The following is a 21,125-nucleotide window of genomic DNA, read 5'->3' on the forward strand; positions in this document are numbered from 1 at the left end:
TGATGTAAAAACGCCATTCCTATAATGATACATGTACCACCAATGAATTACAATCGCTTTCATGCATTTGTCATAACAAAAAGCATCCTCCTCCGCCTAATCGAACGGAAAGAATGCTTTTTGGATTTTTATGATCTCATCCTGAGTGATCTCTTTTTAAGGAATGTACTGTTGTACAATTTTGATCACTTTGCCATCTTGAATTGTGAGGTGGTAAGGGAACACCGACAGATCCATAATCCGTTTATCCCCATAAAGTGACTCAAACTTGGACAAACTTACTGGCTCATTCCACTGGATCTCTGCACCTTGAACCGTTCCATCCCGATCATACAGTTGCATTAGAACGTTGGCGTCAGCTTTGACCTCAACCTGCTCCTGCTCTTTGTTATCATTAACGATATAATAACCGTCAGGTGCTTCGTCTATACCTGCATCCGGATTACGTTGTTTGAAAATCGTATTGGCTTCCTCGCCCTGATACCAGCCAATTTTATCTACATTCAGCATTAATTTACCGTCTTCCACACGCATTCCATCAATATAAGCCGTATATACTTCGGAATTGGCCAACTGGGCCTTATTAGCAGAAGGTGACTGAACATTGGTACGCTCCTCCGCATTCGCAGGGCTAAGCAAATATGTAGTCAGCACGATGATGCCAAGTAAAGCCACTGCTGCACCAATAATCTGAAATCTCCATTTTTTCGCCGCGTTTTTCATGCCCATCTCTCCTTATTTCACTATATCTTTACACAGAACTTTGCTCTTCCAAATTATTAAACGAAAGCTTTTCTTCTCAAACGGACACGTTATACATTTACGGTTCGTTTATGTTGTACTCATCATACGACATACCGCTTTCTGAAAAGTATCAGCCAGATTAAAAATAGTTACAATGTACGTCACTACTTCTAGGCTTGTCCATCGTATGAACATAGAGAAACCCCAAATCAGCTGCATTCGGGGTTTCTGCTGCATCTATATTAATCTATGCTTGTACAGGCTGTTTATGCCTGAACTCTGTTAATGACTTGTTCTGGTGTCTTGCGCCAAACGAACCAGCATGTGAGCAAGCATATGACGCTCTTCTTCTTTACCGACGTTCCAAAGTTCCTGCAGGAGCTTCTCTTCCCGGTTACGAGGTTCTTCGTTTGCCGCCAGATGATCCGCGACTTTTTGTGCAATCTTGGCCATTTGTTCTTCACTTAAACCGATGGATTCACCCATAGCAATCCGTTTGCCGAGGTATTCTTTGAATGCATCAAAATTTTGTAAAATCTGATCTCTTTCCTCCGGTGCAATCTTTTGAATTGCGTTATCTACCTGATCTGTGGAAACCTGTCCGTCTTTATGGATCACATGATTTTGTTCATTCATACGTATTACCTCCTTCAGTTTAATTGCATATTTCTTATTCTTTGGCTTATGTTGAGCCTGTAATAAGCTTCACAAGCATGTGTCATTTATAATATAAACGTTCTGCTCAAGTTTAATCATACGTTTCAAAAATGCTAGTTGGGTTAATCGTTTTACATATACATGTCGGTGTTTGGTTATTTTAGTAGACATCGATGACTACGGATTTGAAGGAGGAAAAATCATGAATAACAAACCTAAACATGACAAAATCAACGATGAACTCGAACCAGGCGTGAATACCGTAATTGAACCGGACAAAAGAAATCCGGGGCCAACGGATATGATCGAAGGTGTCGTCGGCGATATCGTAGACAACATTCGCAAAGATTTTTCTCATAAAAAACATGATCTTTCCTCGGACAAAAATGCAGCGGATAAACCAGATAAATAAACGTTAACACTCAGAAAACGCAGCAAAACAAGTCTTCCGTTCTGCCAAATGGCGTAGGAAGACTTGTTTTGCTGCGTTTTATTTTATAAGCTCGCCACTTAACCTTTGACCAGCTTCTGCAACGCTTTATGAATCCAGATTGCCGCTAAAGCACCTTCACCCATCGCAACGGTGGCCTGCTCGGCATGAAGACCAAGATCTCCGGCAATCCACACCTGTGGTGCCGCCTGCATACTGCGAGGATTAGCCTCCACATGTTTATTGTCCGCGATGACAGCTCCCAGCTGTTCAGCCAGCTCGTAGTGCACCCGGTTACCACCAAACGCGATAAATCCACGTTCCGATTCGAAAATCTGCCCATCCTCTGTTAATACTCCTGTAATATGACCGTCTTGCATCTGCTGTACTTCCTGAACCGCCGCTTCGAGATAACGGACTCCTGCTTGCTTCATTTGACGATGAAGGTCAGCAGAAATCGCAGTCTGTTCATGATTGATATATAAGAGATCGTCTGTACGTTTAATTAAAGTCATCGCCATATTAGCTCCGGCTTCACCTGCACCCAGCAGAATCGTTCGTTTCCCCTGAATTTCATACCCATCACAATCCGGGCATACATACACAGTTCTGCCAAGTGTAGGTTTCAGACCGGGAATATCCGGTACTCGATCCGACAACCCGGTTGCCAGCAGCACGGTTTTGGTCTCATAAACGGTTCCAGAGGAGCCTTTAAGCCTGACCTTTTCCTCATGCACACGTATGGCTTCTATAATTCGATCCTTTTCAAAAGAAACTCCCGTTTGCTCCGCCTGCATCCTGCCAAGTGCTCGCAGCTCTTTACCGGACACCCCATCCGGGTAACCGAGAATGTTATGATACGTTCGGCACAGCGTTGATCTGCCCTCTCCGGCATCCACAACCAGTACTCGATGCGATAAATAACGTCCTAGCTGGATGGCCGCCTGAAGTCCTGCGATCCCTCCGCCCACAATAATGCAATCAAACTCTCGCATGTGTATTCTCCTCCTGTATATCCAATAACTTCTCTTTTTCGATGGTATAATTACAGGACAATTCTTGTCCTTCTATACATTAAACCGTACAAATAGGCTTAAACGGCCTGACCTATTCCATAGCTTAAACCAAAAATAAAAGACCCAAACCTCCGTTTCATCAAACGACAGGTTTAGGTCTTAACGTGTTAGAACCGATACGATTCGAATCGCATCGCATTGGTAATCGCATTCCATACATCCGCAGTTTCTCCGCCCATATACCAGTAGGCCAGCCCTGCAATGTTCTGTTGACCACTCATCAGCACTTTCGCTGACAAAGAGCGACTTTCTTCCGCCCAAATCTCTCTTGCCACAGAACTCGACGTATAGTTGATAATATACTGATTCAAACGTGAATCCCAGTGTCTTAGAGAGCCTGATGCGGCTGCTCGAATCCCTTGTTCTCTAAGCGTAATGTCCCAGGAAGCACCTGCCGGATTCACGGTGGACCAATCTCGCGTATATAACGGAAGTCCAAGAATCGCCTTGGCACCCTCTACCTCGGACAGCATCTTGGTCAGCGCTCTTTCCACCCACGGAAGCGAAGCTACAGAACCTGGCTTGAGATCGCCGTCCCAATGCTCCTCATAACTCATGAGCACCATGTAGTCAGATATCACACCCAGCTTAACGTAGTCAAAAGCTTCCGTCCAATCCGAACCCAAATTGGGTGATACATCGATGGATACGACAGCACCGAGAGCGTGCAGGGATTTCGTTAATGAAGTCACAAACGCAGTAAAGCCTTCGCGATCGACAGGATCCACATTTTCAAAATCCACATTAATGCCGCCGAGTTTATATTTTTTCACAAAAGCACTCACTTGGCTGACAACCGCTTCCCGGTTCACCGAGCTGGACAACATCTGATGTGTCATCTCCTTATTGGAACGGTTACCAAGCATCGGCCAAAGTGCTCTGCCCGAAGCAGATGCCCAAGAGATTATTGTCGCATTGGCGTGATCCGAAACGTTCATATCTTTATTCAAGAAAAACCAGCGTGGAACAACCGTATTCACAGGCGACTGCTCAACTTGTCTTATGAATTCTGCTGCCGATGAATTATACTGCCATCCCAGTTGAATCCCATGATCCTGCTTCCGCTGGATCTGTGCGGCCCATGTGCTGTTCTGTAAAATGGCATCCAACATAACCGCAGCCTCTTCACGTGTGACTTGGTCACTTGGTCTGAACATCCCGTTGTTTCCTCGCATCAATCCAAGCAGATGCACCTTCTGTACATACAGACGAGCCCAGCTTGAGATGTCCGCTGCGTCCGAATATGTATTAGATATAAGATCGTTTGCCTCAGGACGCTGTTTCAGCATACGAACGAGCAATGCAGATGCCTCTTCCCTTGTGATGGAAGCATTCGGTTGAAACTGACTCTGGCCCTTGCCCTCAAGAATGAATAGATTAGTCATCGCGGCCACATTACCGTAATACCAGGCATTCACAGAAATATCTGCAAAAGGTTTAATGTTGTTTGAAACGGGCTTTAGTCCGAGTAAACGTACCGCAAACGATGCGAATTCAGCTCGTGTGACCGCTCTTTTGGGTTCAAACGAGTACTCCGTCGTTCCTGTAACAATACCTTTTTGTACCAAACGTGTAATGGCCTCTCTTGCATAGCTTGTACGTGTATCTTGAAAGGTTGGCTGCTGAGCCCCCGCTGCGTTAACGGCGCTTCCATTGCCAGCCACTGAACCAAATAAAATGGCGCCACTTAAGATCATCTTCCACATCGGATGAAAAACTTGAAATGCTCTATTGGCATCTATTATTTTCACAGTAAAAAGCCTCACTTCAATAGATTACGATCTATATCATCGTATCAAATTGAAGCGAGGCCGTATGTGGTTAAATATTGGTAATGACGAGAATTACTTGTGTACTTTCACGCGTTCTTCAATCGGCTGGAACTCTTTCTCACCTGGTGTTGCCGTTGGTTTACCAAATGGCATCTGAGCAATCAGTCTCCAGTTCTCCGGAATGTTCCATTCTTGCTTCACTTTCTCATCAATTAATGGATTGTAGTGTTGCAGTGATGCACCCAGTCCTTCTTGTTCCAGTGCTGTCCAGATGACCAGTTGCAACATACCGTTGGATTGGTTAGACCAGATTGGGAAGTTGTCAGCATAGGCAGCAAAGTTTTGTTGAAGCTGTGCTACCACATTGTTGTCTTCGAAAAAGAGAACGGTACCGTAGCCGCTACGGAAACTTGCCATTTTCTCCGCTGTGGATTGGAAAGTTTCTTCGTTACCCACAATTTCACGCAAAATCTCTTCCGTGTGATTCCATAGTTTATCATGCTGTTCACCAAGCAATACAACTGCCCGTGATGTCTGTGAGTTAAATGCAGTTGGTGTATACTTTACTGCTTCTTCGACGATTTCCTGAATTTTCGCATCCGAGATTGTGGATTCCTTGCTGATTCCATAATAAGATCTTCTGTTCTTCAACGCATCAAAAAAAGTAGACATTCGTATACGCCTCCTAAGTCATTTGTTTGTTCATTGCTAACAAGGTAACTATAATATAGTAACATACATTAGTCAATAAACTATTTTATTTTCATTGAATTATTTTCTCTTGTGATAGTCTGCCCGGTACTTCTCTTCCGTAGACGAATTACTTTTTGTCTGATCCTTATTTTTCTCTTCTTGTGCTTCCATATTCAGATCTTGCATCGGAATCGGGTCAACGGTTTGTTCTTGCTCATATTGATCCAGCATGCTTTCGTGTTCTGTTTTATATTGCTCTGGATGATCATGCATCTGATCTCGTTTGTCATTTTTCTGTTGCTGGGCCGGTGTTTGCTTTTCCATACCTATTCGCCTCCTGTAATAACATTCCTCGTTATTTAAGATGTTTATGGTTAATATGACGGTTCTTGCCTCGTTCATTGGTATCTATTCTTACCTTTCTTTACCTGTTCCACTGGAAGTCTAAACATCTGTAGATACGTGAAGAGTGCCGATTCCTGGTCGCTATTGTTCATTTGTTTTAAAATAAAACGAAAAAAGCCGACCATGTAAATCTACTGGTCGACTTCTGGATGACATCTCTTATTCTACGTTAATACTAATAAGCGATAAGCTCAGGTTAACTTCATCCCCCGGCCCTATAGCTGCCGATGCAACTGACTCCGATACAGATCAGGTGAGCAGCCCACGCTTTGTTTAAAAATACGGCTGAAATGAGACAGACGTTTAAAGCCGGACAATCGGCTGGCCTCGGTCACACTCATCTGGGGTTGAAACTGAAACAGCAGTTTTGCCTGATTAATACGTCTGTCATATAGATACTTAAATATGGTCAGTCCAGTCATCTCTTTGAACATGCCTGCCAAATAGGGCTTGGACAGATGTAGCTCCTGAGCAAGATCATCCAGACCGATGTCATGCATATAATGAGTATCGACATAGCGAATGATATGCTGGACATGTCTTTCTTTTTCTGATGAAGAGCGCTGTTCTTGTACATGCCCCTGACAGATCTCTGCCACACAATATAACAGATCACAAACGCGGATATTCATACGCTCCTGCCTGAATCTGGACGAGTGAGAGGATAACTGGTGCAGATCATGCAGCAGTACTTCAAACTCGGTGCGGATCTCACCCGTGAGGTTAACCCGGCAATTGCCCAGTTCATCGAACGGTTTCAGCACTTCATGGATACGCTCCGGGTTCAAGCTTTCACGAATGGCAGAAGGATCGAAATGAAGTGTCGTACGAACGTAAGGTTTGCCGACTTGAGGATGCGGCCGGTGCAGTGTCAGCCCATGCATTAACACCAGATCCCCCGGTTCCAGTTTGTACACACGATCTCCGATAATATAGGTACATTCCCCATCATGAAAATAATAAATTTCATAGTGCGGATGCGAATGGAATCCGTCCGAATTACCCGGATCAAACTGACTCGTAGCTCTGTAGGTATACGCCAGTGGAGCATTAAACTGCATCATGCTGGGCACGTCATCACCTCCTGTGCAAAAAGAAAGCGGGATACCCCTTTATGCTTGGTTGCCCCGCTAATGTTAAGTTAAATTTTATAAGAGTTCCCGGATACTCGCTTTAATCTCATCCATGGAATCAACTGGCTCAAAGCGCCGAACGACTTGACCTTCTGCATTGATGAGGAATTTAGTGAAATTCCATTTGATCGCATCGCCGTGCAGCCACTCAGGTGCTTTGTCTGCCACCATCAGCTTGAGCAGTTTGGCCTGAATGTCGCTCTCATCAAAGCCGGCAAACGGACCTGACTTTTTCAAAAAGTCGTAGAGCGGATGCGCTGCCTCTCCATTCACATCCAGTTTCGCAAACATCGGGAATTTCACCCCGTAGTTGATCTGACAGAAAGACTCGGCTTCCGCACTGCTACCCGGCTCCTGCTCTGCAAACTGGTTGCACGGGAACCCGATAATTTGCAGGCCCTGATCCTTGTACTCGTCATATAACTTCTGAATGTCATCAAATTGATGTGTATATTTGCATTTGCTTGCCGTGTTCACAATCAGTACAGGCTTTCCTTCATATTGAAAGAGCGGAAACCGCTCTCCACTCGTTCTCGTCACAGTGAAATCATAAATGGTTGGCATAAGTCGAATTGCACCTCGCAATAGTATGTAGTTAGTAGTTTTGTAGAGTCACCTCTCATTATATACGAAGTCAGTCAGGTTGTATTGAGAAAGGTGGTGAGTCCCCCAATTACTCCACATTTTTAATGCTAATCACATACTTTGATCGAGGTTAAGATTGCAAAGCCACATAAACTTCAATCTCATTATCGACACTTTCTGGCTGGTAACGTTCATCCAAGATTTCAAAATCATAACACTCAGGTACGTGTCCAGCATCATCTAACCACTGTCCATAGATGTCGTCATACGTATCCCCAATTTCGGTTTCTATTCCTCTATGCGTACAAGTAACGTATGAACGGGCTGGCATATGATGAATGATCATATCAGGTGGCACGCCCTCCGTATTGTTTACTTCATAACATAATAAATGCGTGAATGGATCCACTTTAGCATCAAAGTCTTCATGGGAGGGATAAAGCTGCATCAAGAGAACCTGGTCGTTTTTCCGGTGCTTGATCTCGTTCTTCTTCTCTATTAACTTATCATAATGGCTCTGCCGCAATCCGGCTTCAAACTCTTCCACCGTAGCTTCAATGCGATAACCTACAACGTGAAATGCAGCCAATGTAACGATCTTCGTTTCCATTTTCTTCTCCCCCAATGTACGAAAAGAATACAATCCATTTTTACGTACCATTTTCCCCAGAATTATACAACAAAACTATGACCACTCTTGCCAATGTTGCTCCAGAAAAGTCACTTCTCTCTCATAGTGGACCAGATGACCTTCTTCAACCATCTTCACAAAGGCAGCTTCTCCTGCTGCGGCACGTTCCTCTAATGTTTGGCACATAAAGCGAATGCGGGACACTACCCAATTCTTCAGATCAGGTGGAGCATGTAACCCGTAAGCTTTCATAAACATTTCAATACGTTTCTTTCGAACCCCCGCGTGCATAACTGCATCGTATGAAATAACCGATTTACCTTGGCCTTTAGGCGGAGGCGAGAAATTCGCTAGTGGAATACAAGTATATAATGTGTAGGCGATATCCCACAGCCGTGGCCCCGGGCATGCCAGATCAAAATCAATAATGCCCTGTGGCAAACTATGCCTGAAAACGATATTGTATAAAGCAAAATCGTTATGGCACACGACTTCAGCTTCCTCTGGTGATATCTCTACTAATTCATGTGACTGTTCTTCTATAGCTATCCCTGGATAATCGTTGCCCGGCTGTTCTACCGTGATAAAGTTAACGGTTGCATCGTGATAGGCTCGTAATAAACGGGCGACTGCTATAAGGGATTCGTCTGACCACATATAACTCTCGATCTCTGGATAATCATTACCTGAGACGAGCCCGTCCAGGTAAGAGAGTATTTCCCTGCCCGTTTCATCCGTGCCGAGATACCGCGGTGCCTGATGGAATCCCTCTTTTTCCAAATGCAACAGCAACTCATGTACATAACGATTCAGATTGGTACTCCGGCGAACCGTATCCCCAACGCGCACAACTTCATTCACATTCCCACCTGTTAACTTCTCCTCCGGTTGGTCGGACAACTTGAATCCCCCTCTTTATTCAAAAAGAATCTCACTGTACACTCCAGTCAAAAAGGTCTTTAGCGTTGAATGAGAGCAAGTATTCCATAGGCTGTCCTTGATATATTCGAATTTTGGTACCTGCCCAGATCGGCTCCTGATCCTGAATCTCATCCATTGGAATCCATACCTCCGTTGCCACAACAACGACCTCCTTCAATTTACTTCACTTCAATTATAATCCATGTTCTTCCATTAAGGAATTTCATAACCCTTTTAACGAGGTATCTAGTAGCTCTTTATCCCGGAGTTTTCACATATGCATCTACGAATGAAGCTATACCTAGTTTCATGAGGTCGGCATTCTTTGTATATCAAATAACACCGTCATCTCTGACGGCGCCTGGTATACTCTTTTACTAATCCCGAGTTGTCTTACGTAGCTAAAATGTGATGCAACGCCATATGACTTTCGAGAAAAGCTGAACGCTCGACATGGTACAAATCATATAATGACTGCTCCGCATTAATGGCCTGAGTGACCTCTGGATACAGGTCATTGGAGAGGTTAACGTAAGGTAGTTTCTCTACCGCTTTGCGGGAGCGAACATTTTGCTTGCGTATTTTCATAAAAACCGTCTGAATATCGTGTTCAAGAAATAGTTCTGTCAAAAAAGCGGACTTTGCGCGCTGACTGTATCCTTGTCCGAAATAGGGAGTACCGATCCAGGTCGCCAGAAATCCAGTGTGGTTGATGATGTGATAGAGATCAATGGTGCCGATTGCGGTTCCAATCTCATTCAAAATCGTACGCGTTATGGCCGTTCCCTGTTCTTCTTCAGCGATCAACTGCCTCGTTAAAAACATAAATTCCTCTTGCGACTGACATGCATAACGAACATAAGGGGAAACTGCTGGATCCATCATCAAGTTGTGCAGAGATTGACATTCATGCAGCTCACGCTTCTTCAACATTCTGTCTACCACCCAATCCTTCAAGTTCGCTAGATCAAAGCAAAATTAAGTATAACCATGGATGTGTGGCATTCAATGAATTCTGCTTGCGGCTTGTGTAAAATTCATGGGAATATCGAGAGAGCTGCACCGGAGATCGTTGTGGAAAAACACACTAAAACGGCATGTTTCTAATTTAAGAAACATGCCGCTAAACACTTACTACTGACAGCATCAATTATTGCATGCCTTGCATGATGGCGTTAATAATATTTTGCTGTGTTACGGTATTGTTAAATCGATTGAAGAGCGCAAATCCATGCTGACCGTTAAAGCCGTTGTCCCAATAAACCGGAACCATTTTGTATTTTTTCGCTTTGGCGGTCACCGCTTTGGCATAAACTGCACGATACGTATTGCTGCTGGAATCATAAGAAGATTTATCAATGGAACCAAACTCACCCTTCACGACTGGATAACCTTGTGTTACAAATTTATCGTGCATAGACTTGAACTGGGATTCCAAGTAATCCTCTTGCCCCCATGTTGATCTTTTGGAAGGATTCGTCGCAGTTGCTCCCCATTGCGTAATGTTTCCGTTCTCTTCACCAGCAAAATCCCATGGAGAATAGTAGTGTGCGGAGATCATAATTCTTTTCTGAGAGCTTGGAATGGCGGAAGATCTGAAATTATCACTTGGAACAACAAAACCATAGTTGCCGACCGTATAATCAATGTTTGTGTTCCAGCCTGGAACAAGCAACCATCTTGCATTGTTGTTGCCACCTGTTTTGCGAACGGTATCCACAAAAATCTGATTGTACGCATTCAAGTTACCATAATAAGACGTATTCGGATTGTTGTAATTGCCATCGAATACTTCGTTCATGGATTCAAAAATAAGACGTTCATTATAATTGCTGAACTTTGTGGCAACTTGTTGCCACACCTTTTGATACTTCTCACGAATAACGTTCTGATTGCCGCTGTTCACATGTAACCACGAGCCCGGAATCGAGTGAAATCCGTCTCCATGCATATTGATGACTACATATAAACCTTCGTTATACGCATAGTCCACCACTTGTTGTATACGATTAAGCCAAGATGCATTCACTGTATAATTGGGAGCGCTTCCAATATAGTTGAGATAAGAGACCGGAATACGAATCGTTTTGAAACCTGCCGCTTTTACCTTTTTGATCAGCTCAGGTGTGATCGTTGGATTACCCCATGACGTTTCATTTGGTGTTCCATTCACAGTAGCTTCCAGCTGGTTACCCAGATTCCAGCCTGCCCCCATCTCCGCTGTAATCTGCGCAGCCGTTAATGATCTCAAGTCCGCGGCCGATGCTTTGGAACTCCAACCCGCAAACGCTGCTGTCGCCATGAAGAGTAGTGCTAAACTGGCAATGCCAAATTTTTTAAACGTTTTCGACATAACGGTACCTCCGATTATTTTATTTTGGAACAAGCAGTGCAGTTATTCTAGTGATTCATCTGGATGGTTAAAGAAATTAATTGATTAGATTGAAGAAATAAGAAAATATATTCCTCCCTTCTCTATGAATTGAGTGAGCGAAAAAACGGTTCGCACGAACATAATAACACAATTATGGTAAATAAAGTTCATTTTCTTGTCCATTTTGACAGGTTATTACACTTTTTAATCCAATCTGAAATGTTCAACCAGCCAAGCCATAGTCATTCGTTAAGCTCCTTTATCATATGAATATCATTGGGCTCTTTGGTGTACAATTCTTCGTCCAGCTCTCCCGCCATTTCACTGCCCTGACTTTGGTAAAAAGATACCGCTGATCTCGTTTCTGTAGACGAGATATACAAGGATTTGGCTCCGCGCTTTCTCGCCTCTTCACTTAGAAACACTAGAATCTCCTTTCCAATTCCTTGTCGTCTGTACGCTTTGGAGACATACATAAGATCCAGTTGCAACTGGTTCTGCTCTTTCCCCCTAAATTGATGGGCAAGCACACCGAATCCTACCAATCTCACGCCATCAAAAGCACCATAAGCCATGCCGCCTTGCTGCAATTCATAAATGTAACGATCCTGGATTTCCTGCAGCTGCTCTTGATCCCAATTCGCGCACTCATGATCTTGTTTGTGCTCAACTAGGCCCTGTTCAGTTACCTCATAGATGAGATCAATATACTCAGAGCGGTCAACTTCATGTAACTGTTTTACATGATCCAGTTTCAAGATTTGGTATGTAATCATTCTTTTCGTCTCCTTTTTAAATCCTCTAAGCCTCAAGGTTCAGGTACTGATTCTGCTCAGGTAACCCTTTCTCTATAATCAGAGCTCCAAAACGGTAATATACTCATCATGGCAGATCTCACCGTTATCACGGAAACCAAAGCTTTCATACAACCTTTTAGCATGTACATTTTCTGCACTGTACGACATCCAACAATATTGAGCAGGGCCTGCAGGACAGGTACGAATCCAATCTAAAATCTTTTCCATCGCTTGGCGCCCGAATCCACGATTCTGGAATTGTTCGTCAATCATCAGCCTCAGAATACAGTAACTACCTTCTGCGATTGATGGCAGGTCGTACCCTGTAATTCCATAGGTGATCATTACAAAACCAACCGGTTTGTCATCCGCATAGATTGCAAAAGGAAAGGGATGACCTCCGTTCTGGGAAAGTACATAACAGGAAGCCACACTCGAAAGATTTGAGGCTACGAATTGACGCTGTTCCTCCGCGACCTCCAAATTAAATATGGCGCGCCGATTGTCGAGTGTAATGTTTTGCAATGTAATGGTATTCATATTAGTCTCCCTGCTTTGCATCTCGATTTGCAAGATACTCATCCTTCGTTAATCCGAACATAATAAAATCCATGTGTTTCCCATTAATATAAACAACTTGACGACGAATCCCCTCTTGCACACACCCCAGTTTCTGCATCATTCTAGCCGATCCTTCGTTACCTTCCAGCACATAATCGTTGAACTTATGAAGTCTGCGCTCCAAAAAAGCATACCTAAGCAAAATATTCATCGCGCTTGTGCCATATCCCTGGCCACGATAAGGTTGATTGATGACAATGCCAATACTGAACGTTCCGTTCCGCTCATCAATGCTGTTCAGATTGATTCCACCTATGTTATGCCCCTCAAGATTTTCAATGGTAAACATGATACGACCATTGGTTGATGAGAACGCTACGTTCTGTTCTACAAATCGTTTGGCTCCAGTGATCGTTGGCGGAAGTTCAACAGCACATTCAAGCAAAATACGCGCAGGAGAGTCAAAGCCCTCAGTATAACAGCTCTCCCAGTCCGCTTCTTCAAAGGCTCTCAGCCTTACCTTGTCATCTTGCCAGTAATACTGGCTATAATCGATTGTTCTCATATGCATGCCTCCCTTTAAACGATGTGTAAAAGAACAGTTCAACTATGTAGTACTTCACTTTACTTCCAGTCGGTAAATAACCTCATCATCTGAATTGGTCTGATTCTCGCTTACAAATGACAGACCTGTATATAAGCGCTGGGCAATATAGTTGTCTCGTTCAACGGTCAGTGAAATGATGCGGCATAACGGATGTTTTTGCATGATATAGTCGATCACGGCACTCAAAGCCCGTTTCCCCATCCCTTGACCTTGAAACGACTTGTCAATCTGGAGGCCGCCAATCCAGTAGTTATCTGTACTCTCAGGTGTGTAGCTTAAATAAAAGAATCCGAATAGGTGACCTTCTATCTGCAAAACGTAAGGATCAAGTGCTTCATCCCACGGTTTGATATAGGCGTAAGCGAGTCCCTCTGTAACACTTGGAACGAGATGTGCCTGATGTTCATGTAGCGAAATTTGTAGTGCCTGTTCCCAATTATCTCGGGTAACGGGATGAATCTGGATGCTGTGTGTTCTCATGTAACCTCCTCATTCAACGTTTAAAATATTTTTGTTGCAAGTTTATACATAGAATTGATTTTTTCTACAGCCTGTTTCTTATTCTTAATGACAACTACATCCTTGCCATGTTTACTCGTCTTCTCTATGACATCCTGAACGTGATACTGATGGTTCCATTCCACCATCATCTTGCACAAATTACTAAAGGATTGTTTGTAATTCCACGCCTGCAACCCTGTTCGCGACAGCACAAACCTTTTAATAATCCGATAATCTCGAACCAACACATGGGGATGCAGCACAAAAATCAAATCTGCTTCGAGAATAGATGGAGAAGTCCATGGTTTAAGCTGTGCTCCTTCAATGATCCAGGCATCTGAACTAACAATACATTGCAGAGAACTGTCCCTAACCTCTTCAGGGTATCTCCTATTTTCTGCGCTTCGATCCCAAATAAGATTATCCATTTCATAGAAGGCAATGTTATATTTTTGAGACAGTTCTCTAGCTAAAGTCGATTTACCGCTTCCGCAAGCACCAATAATGCGAATTTTCAAATTCCACTACACCTCGATTGAAAATACGGCAACTTGTTTCCCAACGATGTCGATACCCTTCTGGAACACTTCGGCGTAGCGATGTCTTCCAAGCTGATCGTAACGCTCCTGTAATTGCTACAAAAGAAGAAGCAACAACATACGTTTTCCTCCGATAAAATCATGGATGTAGCCTCCATCTCAATAGTTGATTCCACTCATCGATTGACAATTCCACTTGTAATTTTCATATTCGGGGCATACGTCATATACTCGTTTTCATTAAATGTCTTTGCAAAACTCACTTCTGCCTCGTACTGATTATTGGCTTCCTCGGCAGTTAACCCTCGCTCCATCAGCTGGGCATTGATCTCGTTTCGATTATCAGGCATAGCTCCTAACCCTTCCTCTATGAACGCGTTATACAACGTATGCTTGTCCTGTTCAGCCATATGCTGATCTAGAAAGTTAACCCTATCGCTTACTCGGCATTCCACACCTCTTACACCTAACTGGCTTAACATAGCCGGAATTTTCATGCCTATATTTCCATCTTTGCCACTCCGGCTGGCATCCTGTTCATACAACTTCTGGAGCACACCAAGCTGCATGAAGCTGGACTGCTCAATCCCACTCAGTACATAACTCGACATATTTGCGATCCAGTGTGGCTCGAAACAAATAACCCTGCCTCCGTCCACCACACTGCCGATCATCTTTTCCAATATCATACGTGGTTCTGACATATGTAATAAAAATGCATGGCTAATCGCAATGTCATAGGCTCGTTCAACCTGCACTGTTTCAATATCACATTCTATAAATTCGGCCTGATACGACGTATGTGCGAAGAGTTCTTTCGCATGTTTAATCAGTTCTGATCCTTGATCTAAACCCGTGTACCTTGAACCAACCGGTAGCAGCGGGAGCAGCTTTAGCCCCATGTAACCAAAACCACATCCATAATCGATCATATGTACAGCTTGCTTAATTCTCCATACTCGTTCCACTAGAAATTCAAGATAATCATCGTTATAGTAAAGCCAGCGTGTATTTCTCAGATACTCTATTTGGTTATCCCAATAATATTCGGCCAATGGATATCCCCCCCACCATGTAAACGCATTCACACATCTAAAGGACTTCCTTAAACTTCCCTTACAATACCTCACATCCCATTTTACTCCTAAAATATGTCACGGTCTATCCAACCTCAGGATGATCTGATCCCGAACTGCCAGCAGTTATCACCAAACAGAAAGTCTGTCTCTTACGTCATTATCATCCGTAATATAATCCAGCGCTTCGTATCCCAGTCTCTTAATATGCTTGAACATTTCTTCTCGTTTCTCAGCATCTTTAATGTATACTGCAACGTAACTGCTATCTATGACAAGCAGTGCGAGCTGGCACTCACCCTCCGCATAGTCTTCATATGTCTCTATATCCATGATTGTAGTACCTCTCGGATAGGCCTTCAGATTGGCAAAGATCAAATAATACTTGTTATCTTCGATAATCTGCCGCAACTCTTCTCCCGCCATGCCCATAACCCGATCTGGGAAAAGACTATCTCCCAAGGTATCCTCAACAACAAAATAGGACTCCTCCCCTCCAACAAACCAGTCATAATCCGCGATCTTAATCGGTTTCAAGATTTCTCCCAAAAAGCTCCCATATTCATTTGGAATTTGAAATTGTATGCCTCTTTTCATATTACCTCCTCGAAATTTTACCTTTTCACTTTCTAAAGAATAAAATCAATTACTTCATTCGTCTCCAGATGATCCGTGTGAATACGGGTTTCAAATACATCTGCCTTGAATGTTTCCACACACTTCGGTGCTTGTTGATACTGCCATCCGCCGAATTCATCTCCACGTTTAGCAAGACGTCCATATGCTGTAACGCCTTCGCTGCTGAAGTCTTACCAGAACCAAATTCGCCATTAATCATAATGATCAAAGAATCACTCCTTCACATGGAATCATATCGGGTAAATACTATAAATCATCTTCCATAAAAATGCAAAATCCTGTCGGAATTGTCCAACAGGATTATGTTAAAACTTTCGATTAAGCATCTCACGCTTCGCACTTTCTTGTGTAAAAATATCCTCTCGGGGCACCATGCGTTTGGGCAGCGTACGTCCTGCCATTATTTCTTTGGTCGCCTGCATGAGTTGAGGGCCGAGCAACGGATTGCATTCGACCACTGCGTTAATCTGCCCGTCTGCCAGGATACCCAGTGCTTTTCGCGAACCGTCTACCGACACAATTACGATGTCCTCTCCGGGTTTCAAGCCCGCCTCCTGAATCGCCTGGATCGCACCAAAAGCCATTTCATCATTATGAGCAAAAAGAACCTGCGGTCTCTCCTCTTTCGGGACTTGAAGAAAATCGTTCATGACCTGCCTGCCCTTGTCCTCTGTAAAATCAGCAGGAGCACTTTGTGAGAACAAGATATGCTCTTGATCACCCAGGATGCTTCTAAAACCCTCCCCACGCTGGATAGAAGGTGTTGATCCACTCGTGCCCTGCAGTTCCGCAATTCGAATCGTTCCTGGCACATTCCGCAGCCGATCCTGAATGTACTTCCCCGCTTTCACACCCTCTTCATAGAAGTCCGACCCAATCGTGGTTACAAAAAGCGAGGTATCCTTGGCGTCTACGGATCGGTCTACAATGATTACGGGGATGCCCGCTTGCTTCGCCTCCTGAAGAATGGTATCCCAGCCCGATTCCACCACCGGTGCAATAGCGATCACATCCACCTTTTGCCGGATAAAAGAACGAACAGCCTCAAATTGTTTCGTCTGAGACTGCTCTGCATTTTTCAGAATGAGTGTAATTCCGGATTCCTTGGCAGCATCCTGAATCGATGTCGAATTCGCCATACGCCAGGCACTCTCGGTACCCAGCTGCGAAAAACCCAATATAATCGGCTCCCTGGAAGGCGTGCTGTATTCGAGCGACTGCATCCATTCTTCCATAGATGGCAGGGATTCAATGTTAGATGGAACAGGAAGGGGTTTTGATTCAGACTCATCTGCAGTGCAGCCGGTAAGACACAGTAGAAGCAACAGGCACAACCAGCTTACAACTTTGTTCACCAGATCCTTCCCCCTCCTCTAACTTGTTACGTTCAAATAAGGTCAATGCAGAGACTTGGCAGATACTCGTCGTTCGCTCAGAAGACGCTGGAACAAAATAAAGACAAACAGCATCAAACCGATAACAATCTTCGTCCACCATGAGCTGAGCGTGCCTTCGAAACTAATTATAGTTTGGATAATCCCCTGGATCAATACACCAAGGAACGTGCCTGCCACGTAACCCACACCGCCGGTCAGCAGTGTTCCACCAATGACAACCGCCGCGATCGTATCCAGCTCCAGACCCATCGCGTGTAATCCGTAACCGGATAACATGTAGAATGTGAAAACCACACCCGCCAGTGCAGAACAAAAACCACTGAACGTATAAACTAAGATTTTCGTCCGAGCTACGGGTAGTCCCATCAGCATGGCGGATTGCTCACTTCCACCGATTGCATACACATTGCGCCCGAAACGAGTGTAGTGTGCAAGAAAGATAGCAAGCAATAAAACGATCAGGGCAATGATCACATTGATCGAAACGAAGCTGCCACCAGGAAGCGGAATTTTGGCCTGTGCTACATCGGTATAGAACGAGTTCGTAATCGTAATAGTGTCAGTACTGATGACATAACAGAGCCCTCTTGCCAGAAACATCCCTGCCAATGTGACAATAAAAGGCTGGATTTTAAAATAATAAATGATGGCTCCCATCACGGTGCCAAACACCGCGCCCATAACAAGCACCATGGGGATGACAACGGTAGGCGGCCAGCCTTGCTTTTCAACCAGGCTCGCGCTAATAATCGTGGTCAGAGCGATGACCGACCCAACTGACAGATCAATACCCCCGGATACGATCACAAAGGTCATGCCAATCGCCGTAATGATCAAAAAGGCGTTATCAATCAACAGATTAAACAAGACTTGTGTGGAAAAGAAACCCGTGTAACGGAACGAGCCAATGGCAATCATGACAGCCAGTAAGCCGAAGGTAACCAGAACCGGGAGAAGCTTTCGATTAAGATACATGGCGATTCACCCCTTGTTCAGCTGGAAACTTCCGCTTTTTCAGGCGGTCTGTCATAGACTTGCGGAAAGCTTCGGATTGGATTAAACATACGGCGAGCACTACAAAGGCTTTGACAACCAGCGTAACTTCTGGGGGTACACCGATCATATAGATCGTAGTTGTTAAGGTTTGAATGATCAGTGCGCCAACCACCGTACCCATCAAAAAGAAACGACCGCCATTGAGTGACGTCCCGCCGATCACGACAGCCAGAATGGCGTCCAATTCATACCAGAGCCCTGCATTGTTCCCGTCCGCACTGGAGACATTGGAACTAAGAATCAGTCCTGCAATGCCAGCACAGAGACCGCAGAACACATACACGGCAAGAATGACGGTTTTGGAGCGAATTCCTGCCAGCTGGCTGGCACGAGCGTTATTTCCAACCGATTCAATGAACAGTCCAAGGGCTGTTTTTCTCGTGAGCAGAACAGCAATAAGTAGCACCGCCAGTACGATAAAAATCGAAAACGGTAAAGCCGCAAGTGAACCCGCGCCAATGTACTGATACTGCGCGTTAGACACTGTAATAATCTGTCCATCGGTAATCAACTGTGCAATACCACGTCCAGCCACCATCAGAATCAGCGTTGCGATAATAGGCTGAATCCGCGCAACTGATACCAGTGCCCCGTTCCACACGCCCAACACCAGAGCAAGACCGATGGATAATGCAAGTGCACTCAGAACAAGCCAGAGCGAACTTTGATCTGTTCCTTTACTGATCGTCATACATGCCATCGCCCCCGATATCGCAACAATGGAACCTACGGACAGATCAATGCCGCCGGTTGCAATCACCAAGGTCATACCGATGGATACCAGGATCAGCGGTGCTCCAAAATTGAGAATATCGATCAAGCTGCCGTATAGATTGCCTTCACGCATCACAAGCGAGAAAAAATCGGGCGAATAGAGCAAGTTAAATAACAAAAGTAATCCGAGCATACATAGCGGCCAAAACAAATGATGTTTTCGCATCCTGCTAATCATTACGTCAACCTCCTGCCATGGCTTTCATGATTTGCTGCTGATTGATCTGATCTCCAGTAAGTTCTTTGACTTTCTTGCGGTCTCGCAGCACAGCTACCCGGTCGCTGACCCGAATCACTTCTTCCAGCTCTGAAGAAATGAACAGAACACCCGTGCCTTGCTTCGACAACGAAAGTACAAGTTTTTGTATTTCCGCTTTTGCTCCAATATCAATGCCACGTGTAGGCTCATCGAGAATGAGCAGATCCGGGTTCATCAATAACCAGCGTGCAAGCAATACCTTTTGCTGGTTGCCACCACTCAGGTTTTTGATTAGCTGCTCCGGATTTTTAGGATGGATCTGCAGCAGATTGATATATTTTTCAGCGAGCTCATCCTGCTTTTTACGAGAAATCGGTTTAGACCATCCTCGTGTCGCCTGATAGGCAAGAATAATGTTCTCCCTGATGGTCAGATCGTCAATAATACCTTCGGTTTTCCGATTCTCCGAGCAGAATGCAATATGCTGATCTATCGCATGTCGCGGCGACTTCACTGTGTTTCCAGTATCCGCAACAGTCAATTTGCCTTCGTCGGCGCGATCTGCACCAAAGATGAGACGAGCGATCTCGGTACGGCCCGATCCGAGCAAACCAGCCAGACCAACCACCTCACCCTTACGAATCGTCAAGTCAAACGGCTCAATGGCACCTTTTCGTCCCAGTCCCGTCGCCGTAATCATGATATCCCCTGCGTTTGCGTCCACCCCTGTCTCAGAGTTCACTTCGCCCGATTGTTTTGGAAGTTCCTCCAAAATTTCAAGCTCTTTACCGATCATCTTAAGCACAAGCTCCATACGCGGAAGAGTTGCTGCAATATACTCCCCTTCCAGTTCGCCATTGCGGAGCACAGTCAGACGATCTGACATTTCATACACTTGATCGAGAAAATGCGTCACGAACAGAATCGCCAGCCCTTCACTCTTCAGCTTGCGCATAATCTGAAACAACTGCTGCACTTCATTTTTATCCAGACTCGATGTTGGTTCATCCAGAATAAGTACTTTGGCCGAAATGCTCAGTGCTCTGGCAATCGCGATAAGCTGTTGTACCGCTACTGAATAGGTTTGCAAAGGTGCTTTCACGTCAATCACCAGATTCAATCGTTCACGCAAAAGCTTCTCTGCGTCCCGGTTCATTTGTTTCCAGTGAATACGACCAAACTTCATCGGCTCCCGACCGATATAAATGTTCTCTGCCACGGTTAAATTCGGGCAAAGATTCACTTCCTGGTACACCGTGCTGATCCCCGCTCTTTGGGCTTCAAGTGGTCCCGATATCGAAAGCGTGCGATTGTCCATCGTGACCGTACCTTCGTCAATCGAGTAAACTCCGGTCAAGACTTTAATTAGCGTGGACTTTCCTGCCCCATTCTCACCCATCAATGCATGAATTTCACCCGGAAACAGACGAAAGCTGACGTTAGAGAGTGCTTTTACGCCCGGAAAACGCTTGGTGATGCCCGTCATTTGCAGGATGGGTGCGTGATTATCATCCATATCAAATCTCTCCTTTATTGTAGAAGCCGTTACCCACAATCG

At 44.6% G+C, this 21,125-nt stretch carries 26 protein-coding genes; 1 reads left to right on the plus strand and 25 read right to left on the minus strand.

All coding sequences use genetic code 11. The annotated features are described in order from the left end of the window. Positions 1-156: 156 nt before the first annotated feature. On the minus strand, positions 157-723 hold the full coding sequence (locus tag ACR8BL_RS04545) for a hypothetical protein (protein WP_434751519.1): 567 nt from the start codon (positions 721-723) through the stop codon (positions 157-159). A gap of 303 nt (positions 724-1,026) precedes the next feature. After that, on the minus strand, positions 1,027-1,380 hold the full coding sequence (locus ACR8BL_RS04550; protein ID WP_434751520.1) for a DUF3243 domain-containing protein: 354 nt from the start codon (positions 1,378-1,380) through the stop codon (positions 1,027-1,029). Positions 1,381-1,603: 223 nt separating this feature from the next. On the opposite strand from ACR8BL_RS04550, the gene ACR8BL_RS04555 reads away from it, so the two are divergent. Then, complete coding sequence (locus tag ACR8BL_RS04555) at positions 1,604-1,813, plus strand: hypothetical protein (RefSeq protein ID WP_434751521.1); 210 nt, start codon at positions 1,604-1,606, stop codon at positions 1,811-1,813. Between the two features lie 98 nt (positions 1,814-1,911). Here the strand turns inward: ACR8BL_RS04555 and ACR8BL_RS04560 are convergent, their stop codons facing one another. The 23 genes from ACR8BL_RS04560 to ACR8BL_RS04670 all read right to left on the minus strand — a co-directional run bounded on the left by ACR8BL_RS04560 (position 1,912) and on the right by ACR8BL_RS04670 (position 21,083). Then, positions 1,912-2,826: an NAD(P)/FAD-dependent oxidoreductase gene (locus ACR8BL_RS04560; protein ID WP_434751522.1), complete on the minus strand. Its 915-nt coding sequence runs from the start codon at positions 2,824-2,826 to the stop codon at positions 1,912-1,914. 188 nt (positions 2,827-3,014) lie between these two features. Continuing rightward, positions 3,015-4,613, minus strand: coding sequence for an S-layer homology domain-containing protein (locus ACR8BL_RS04565; RefSeq protein ID WP_434751523.1), 1,599 nt, complete (start codon positions 4,611-4,613; stop codon positions 3,015-3,017). A gap of 138 nt (positions 4,614-4,751) precedes the next feature. Next, on the minus strand, positions 4,752-5,351 hold the full coding sequence (locus ACR8BL_RS04570) for a nitroreductase family protein (protein WP_434751524.1): 600 nt from the start codon (positions 5,349-5,351) through the stop codon (positions 4,752-4,754). A gap of 99 nt (positions 5,352-5,450) precedes the next feature. Further along, positions 5,451-5,696: a hypothetical protein gene (locus ACR8BL_RS04575; protein WP_434751525.1), complete on the minus strand. Its 246-nt coding sequence runs from the start codon at positions 5,694-5,696 to the stop codon at positions 5,451-5,453. 296 nt (positions 5,697-5,992) lie between these two features. After that, entirely contained in the window at positions 5,993-6,841 is an 849-nt protein-coding gene (locus ACR8BL_RS04580; RefSeq protein WP_434753014.1) for an AraC family transcriptional regulator, read from the minus strand. An 84-nt stretch (positions 6,842-6,925) separates the two neighbouring features. Beyond that, positions 6,926-7,474, minus strand: coding sequence for a glutathione peroxidase (locus ACR8BL_RS04585; RefSeq protein ID WP_434751526.1), 549 nt, complete (start codon positions 7,472-7,474; stop codon positions 6,926-6,928). Between the two features lie 151 nt (positions 7,475-7,625). Further along, positions 7,626-8,105 (minus strand): GyrI-like domain-containing protein, encoded by a 480-nt coding sequence (locus ACR8BL_RS04590; RefSeq protein WP_434751527.1) that lies wholly within the window; start codon positions 8,103-8,105, stop codon positions 7,626-7,628. Positions 8,106-8,180: 75 nt separating this feature from the next. Beyond that, positions 8,181-9,026: a phosphotransferase gene (locus tag ACR8BL_RS04595; protein ID WP_434751528.1), complete on the minus strand. Its 846-nt coding sequence runs from the start codon at positions 9,024-9,026 to the stop codon at positions 8,181-8,183. Positions 9,027-9,057: 31 nt separating this feature from the next. Beyond that, positions 9,058-9,207: a hypothetical protein gene (locus ACR8BL_RS04600; protein ID WP_434751529.1), complete on the minus strand. Its 150-nt coding sequence runs from the start codon at positions 9,205-9,207 to the stop codon at positions 9,058-9,060. Between the two features lie 233 nt (positions 9,208-9,440). Continuing rightward, a complete protein-coding gene (locus ACR8BL_RS04605; RefSeq protein ID WP_434751530.1) occupies positions 9,441-9,980 on the minus strand; it encodes a GNAT family N-acetyltransferase in 540 nt (179 codons plus the stop codon). A gap of 217 nt (positions 9,981-10,197) precedes the next feature. Next, a complete protein-coding gene (locus tag ACR8BL_RS04610; RefSeq protein ID WP_434751531.1) occupies positions 10,198-11,400 on the minus strand; it encodes a glycoside hydrolase family 5 protein in 1,203 nt (400 codons plus the stop codon). Positions 11,401-11,663: 263 nt separating this feature from the next. Further along, positions 11,664-12,197, minus strand: a complete 534-nt coding sequence (locus ACR8BL_RS04615; RefSeq protein ID WP_434751532.1) for a GNAT family N-acetyltransferase — start codon at positions 12,195-12,197, stop codon at positions 11,664-11,666. Positions 12,198-12,275: 78 nt separating this feature from the next. After that, entirely contained in the window at positions 12,276-12,758 is a 483-nt protein-coding gene (locus tag ACR8BL_RS04620) for a GNAT family N-acetyltransferase (RefSeq protein ID WP_434751533.1), read from the minus strand. Position 12,759: 1 nt separating this feature from the next. Next, the gene (locus ACR8BL_RS04625) at positions 12,760-13,344 is read right to left on the minus strand and encodes a GNAT family N-acetyltransferase (RefSeq protein WP_434751534.1); all 585 of its coding nucleotides are present in this window, start codon (positions 13,342-13,344) and stop codon (positions 12,760-12,762) included. Positions 13,345-13,398: 54 nt separating this feature from the next. Continuing rightward, a complete protein-coding gene (locus ACR8BL_RS04630; RefSeq protein ID WP_434751535.1) occupies positions 13,399-13,866 on the minus strand; it encodes a GNAT family N-acetyltransferase in 468 nt (155 codons plus the stop codon). Positions 13,867-13,886: 20 nt separating this feature from the next. Next, a complete protein-coding gene (locus tag ACR8BL_RS04635; protein ID WP_434751536.1) occupies positions 13,887-14,405 on the minus strand; it encodes a shikimate kinase in 519 nt (172 codons plus the stop codon). Positions 14,406-14,602: 197 nt separating this feature from the next. Further along, complete coding sequence (locus ACR8BL_RS04640; RefSeq protein WP_434751537.1) at positions 14,603-15,481, minus strand: class I SAM-dependent methyltransferase; 879 nt, start codon at positions 15,479-15,481, stop codon at positions 14,603-14,605. A gap of 150 nt (positions 15,482-15,631) precedes the next feature. Next, on the minus strand, positions 15,632-16,099 hold the full coding sequence (locus ACR8BL_RS04645) for a DUF2691 family protein (RefSeq protein ID WP_434751538.1): 468 nt from the start codon (positions 16,097-16,099) through the stop codon (positions 15,632-15,634). 49 nt (positions 16,100-16,148) lie between these two features. Continuing rightward, positions 16,149-16,349, minus strand: coding sequence for a hypothetical protein (locus ACR8BL_RS04650; protein ID WP_434751539.1), 201 nt, complete (start codon positions 16,347-16,349; stop codon positions 16,149-16,151). Positions 16,350-16,446: 97 nt separating this feature from the next. Then, positions 16,447-17,496: an ABC transporter substrate-binding protein gene (locus ACR8BL_RS04655; protein ID WP_434751540.1), complete on the minus strand. Its 1,050-nt coding sequence runs from the start codon at positions 17,494-17,496 to the stop codon at positions 16,447-16,449. A gap of 42 nt (positions 17,497-17,538) precedes the next feature. Continuing rightward, entirely contained in the window at positions 17,539-18,513 is a 975-nt protein-coding gene (yjfF, locus tag ACR8BL_RS04660) for a galactofuranose ABC transporter, permease protein YjfF (protein WP_434751541.1), read from the minus strand. Further along, on the minus strand, positions 18,503-19,546 hold the full coding sequence (locus ACR8BL_RS04665) for an ABC transporter permease (protein WP_434751542.1): 1,044 nt from the start codon (positions 19,544-19,546) through the stop codon (positions 18,503-18,505). Before ACR8BL_RS04665 ends, yjfF begins: the two co-directional genes overlap by 11 nt. Before the next feature lie 4 nt (positions 19,547-19,550). After that, positions 19,551-21,083 (minus strand): sugar ABC transporter ATP-binding protein, encoded by a 1,533-nt coding sequence (locus tag ACR8BL_RS04670; protein ID WP_434751543.1) that lies wholly within the window; start codon positions 21,081-21,083, stop codon positions 19,551-19,553. Positions 21,084-21,125 lie beyond the last annotated feature (42 nt).

It is taken from the genome of Paenibacillus amylolyticus (assembly GCF_051136285.1).
GTDB classification, from domain to species: domain Bacteria; phylum Bacillota; class Bacilli; order Paenibacillales; family Paenibacillaceae; genus Paenibacillus; species Paenibacillus amylolyticus_F.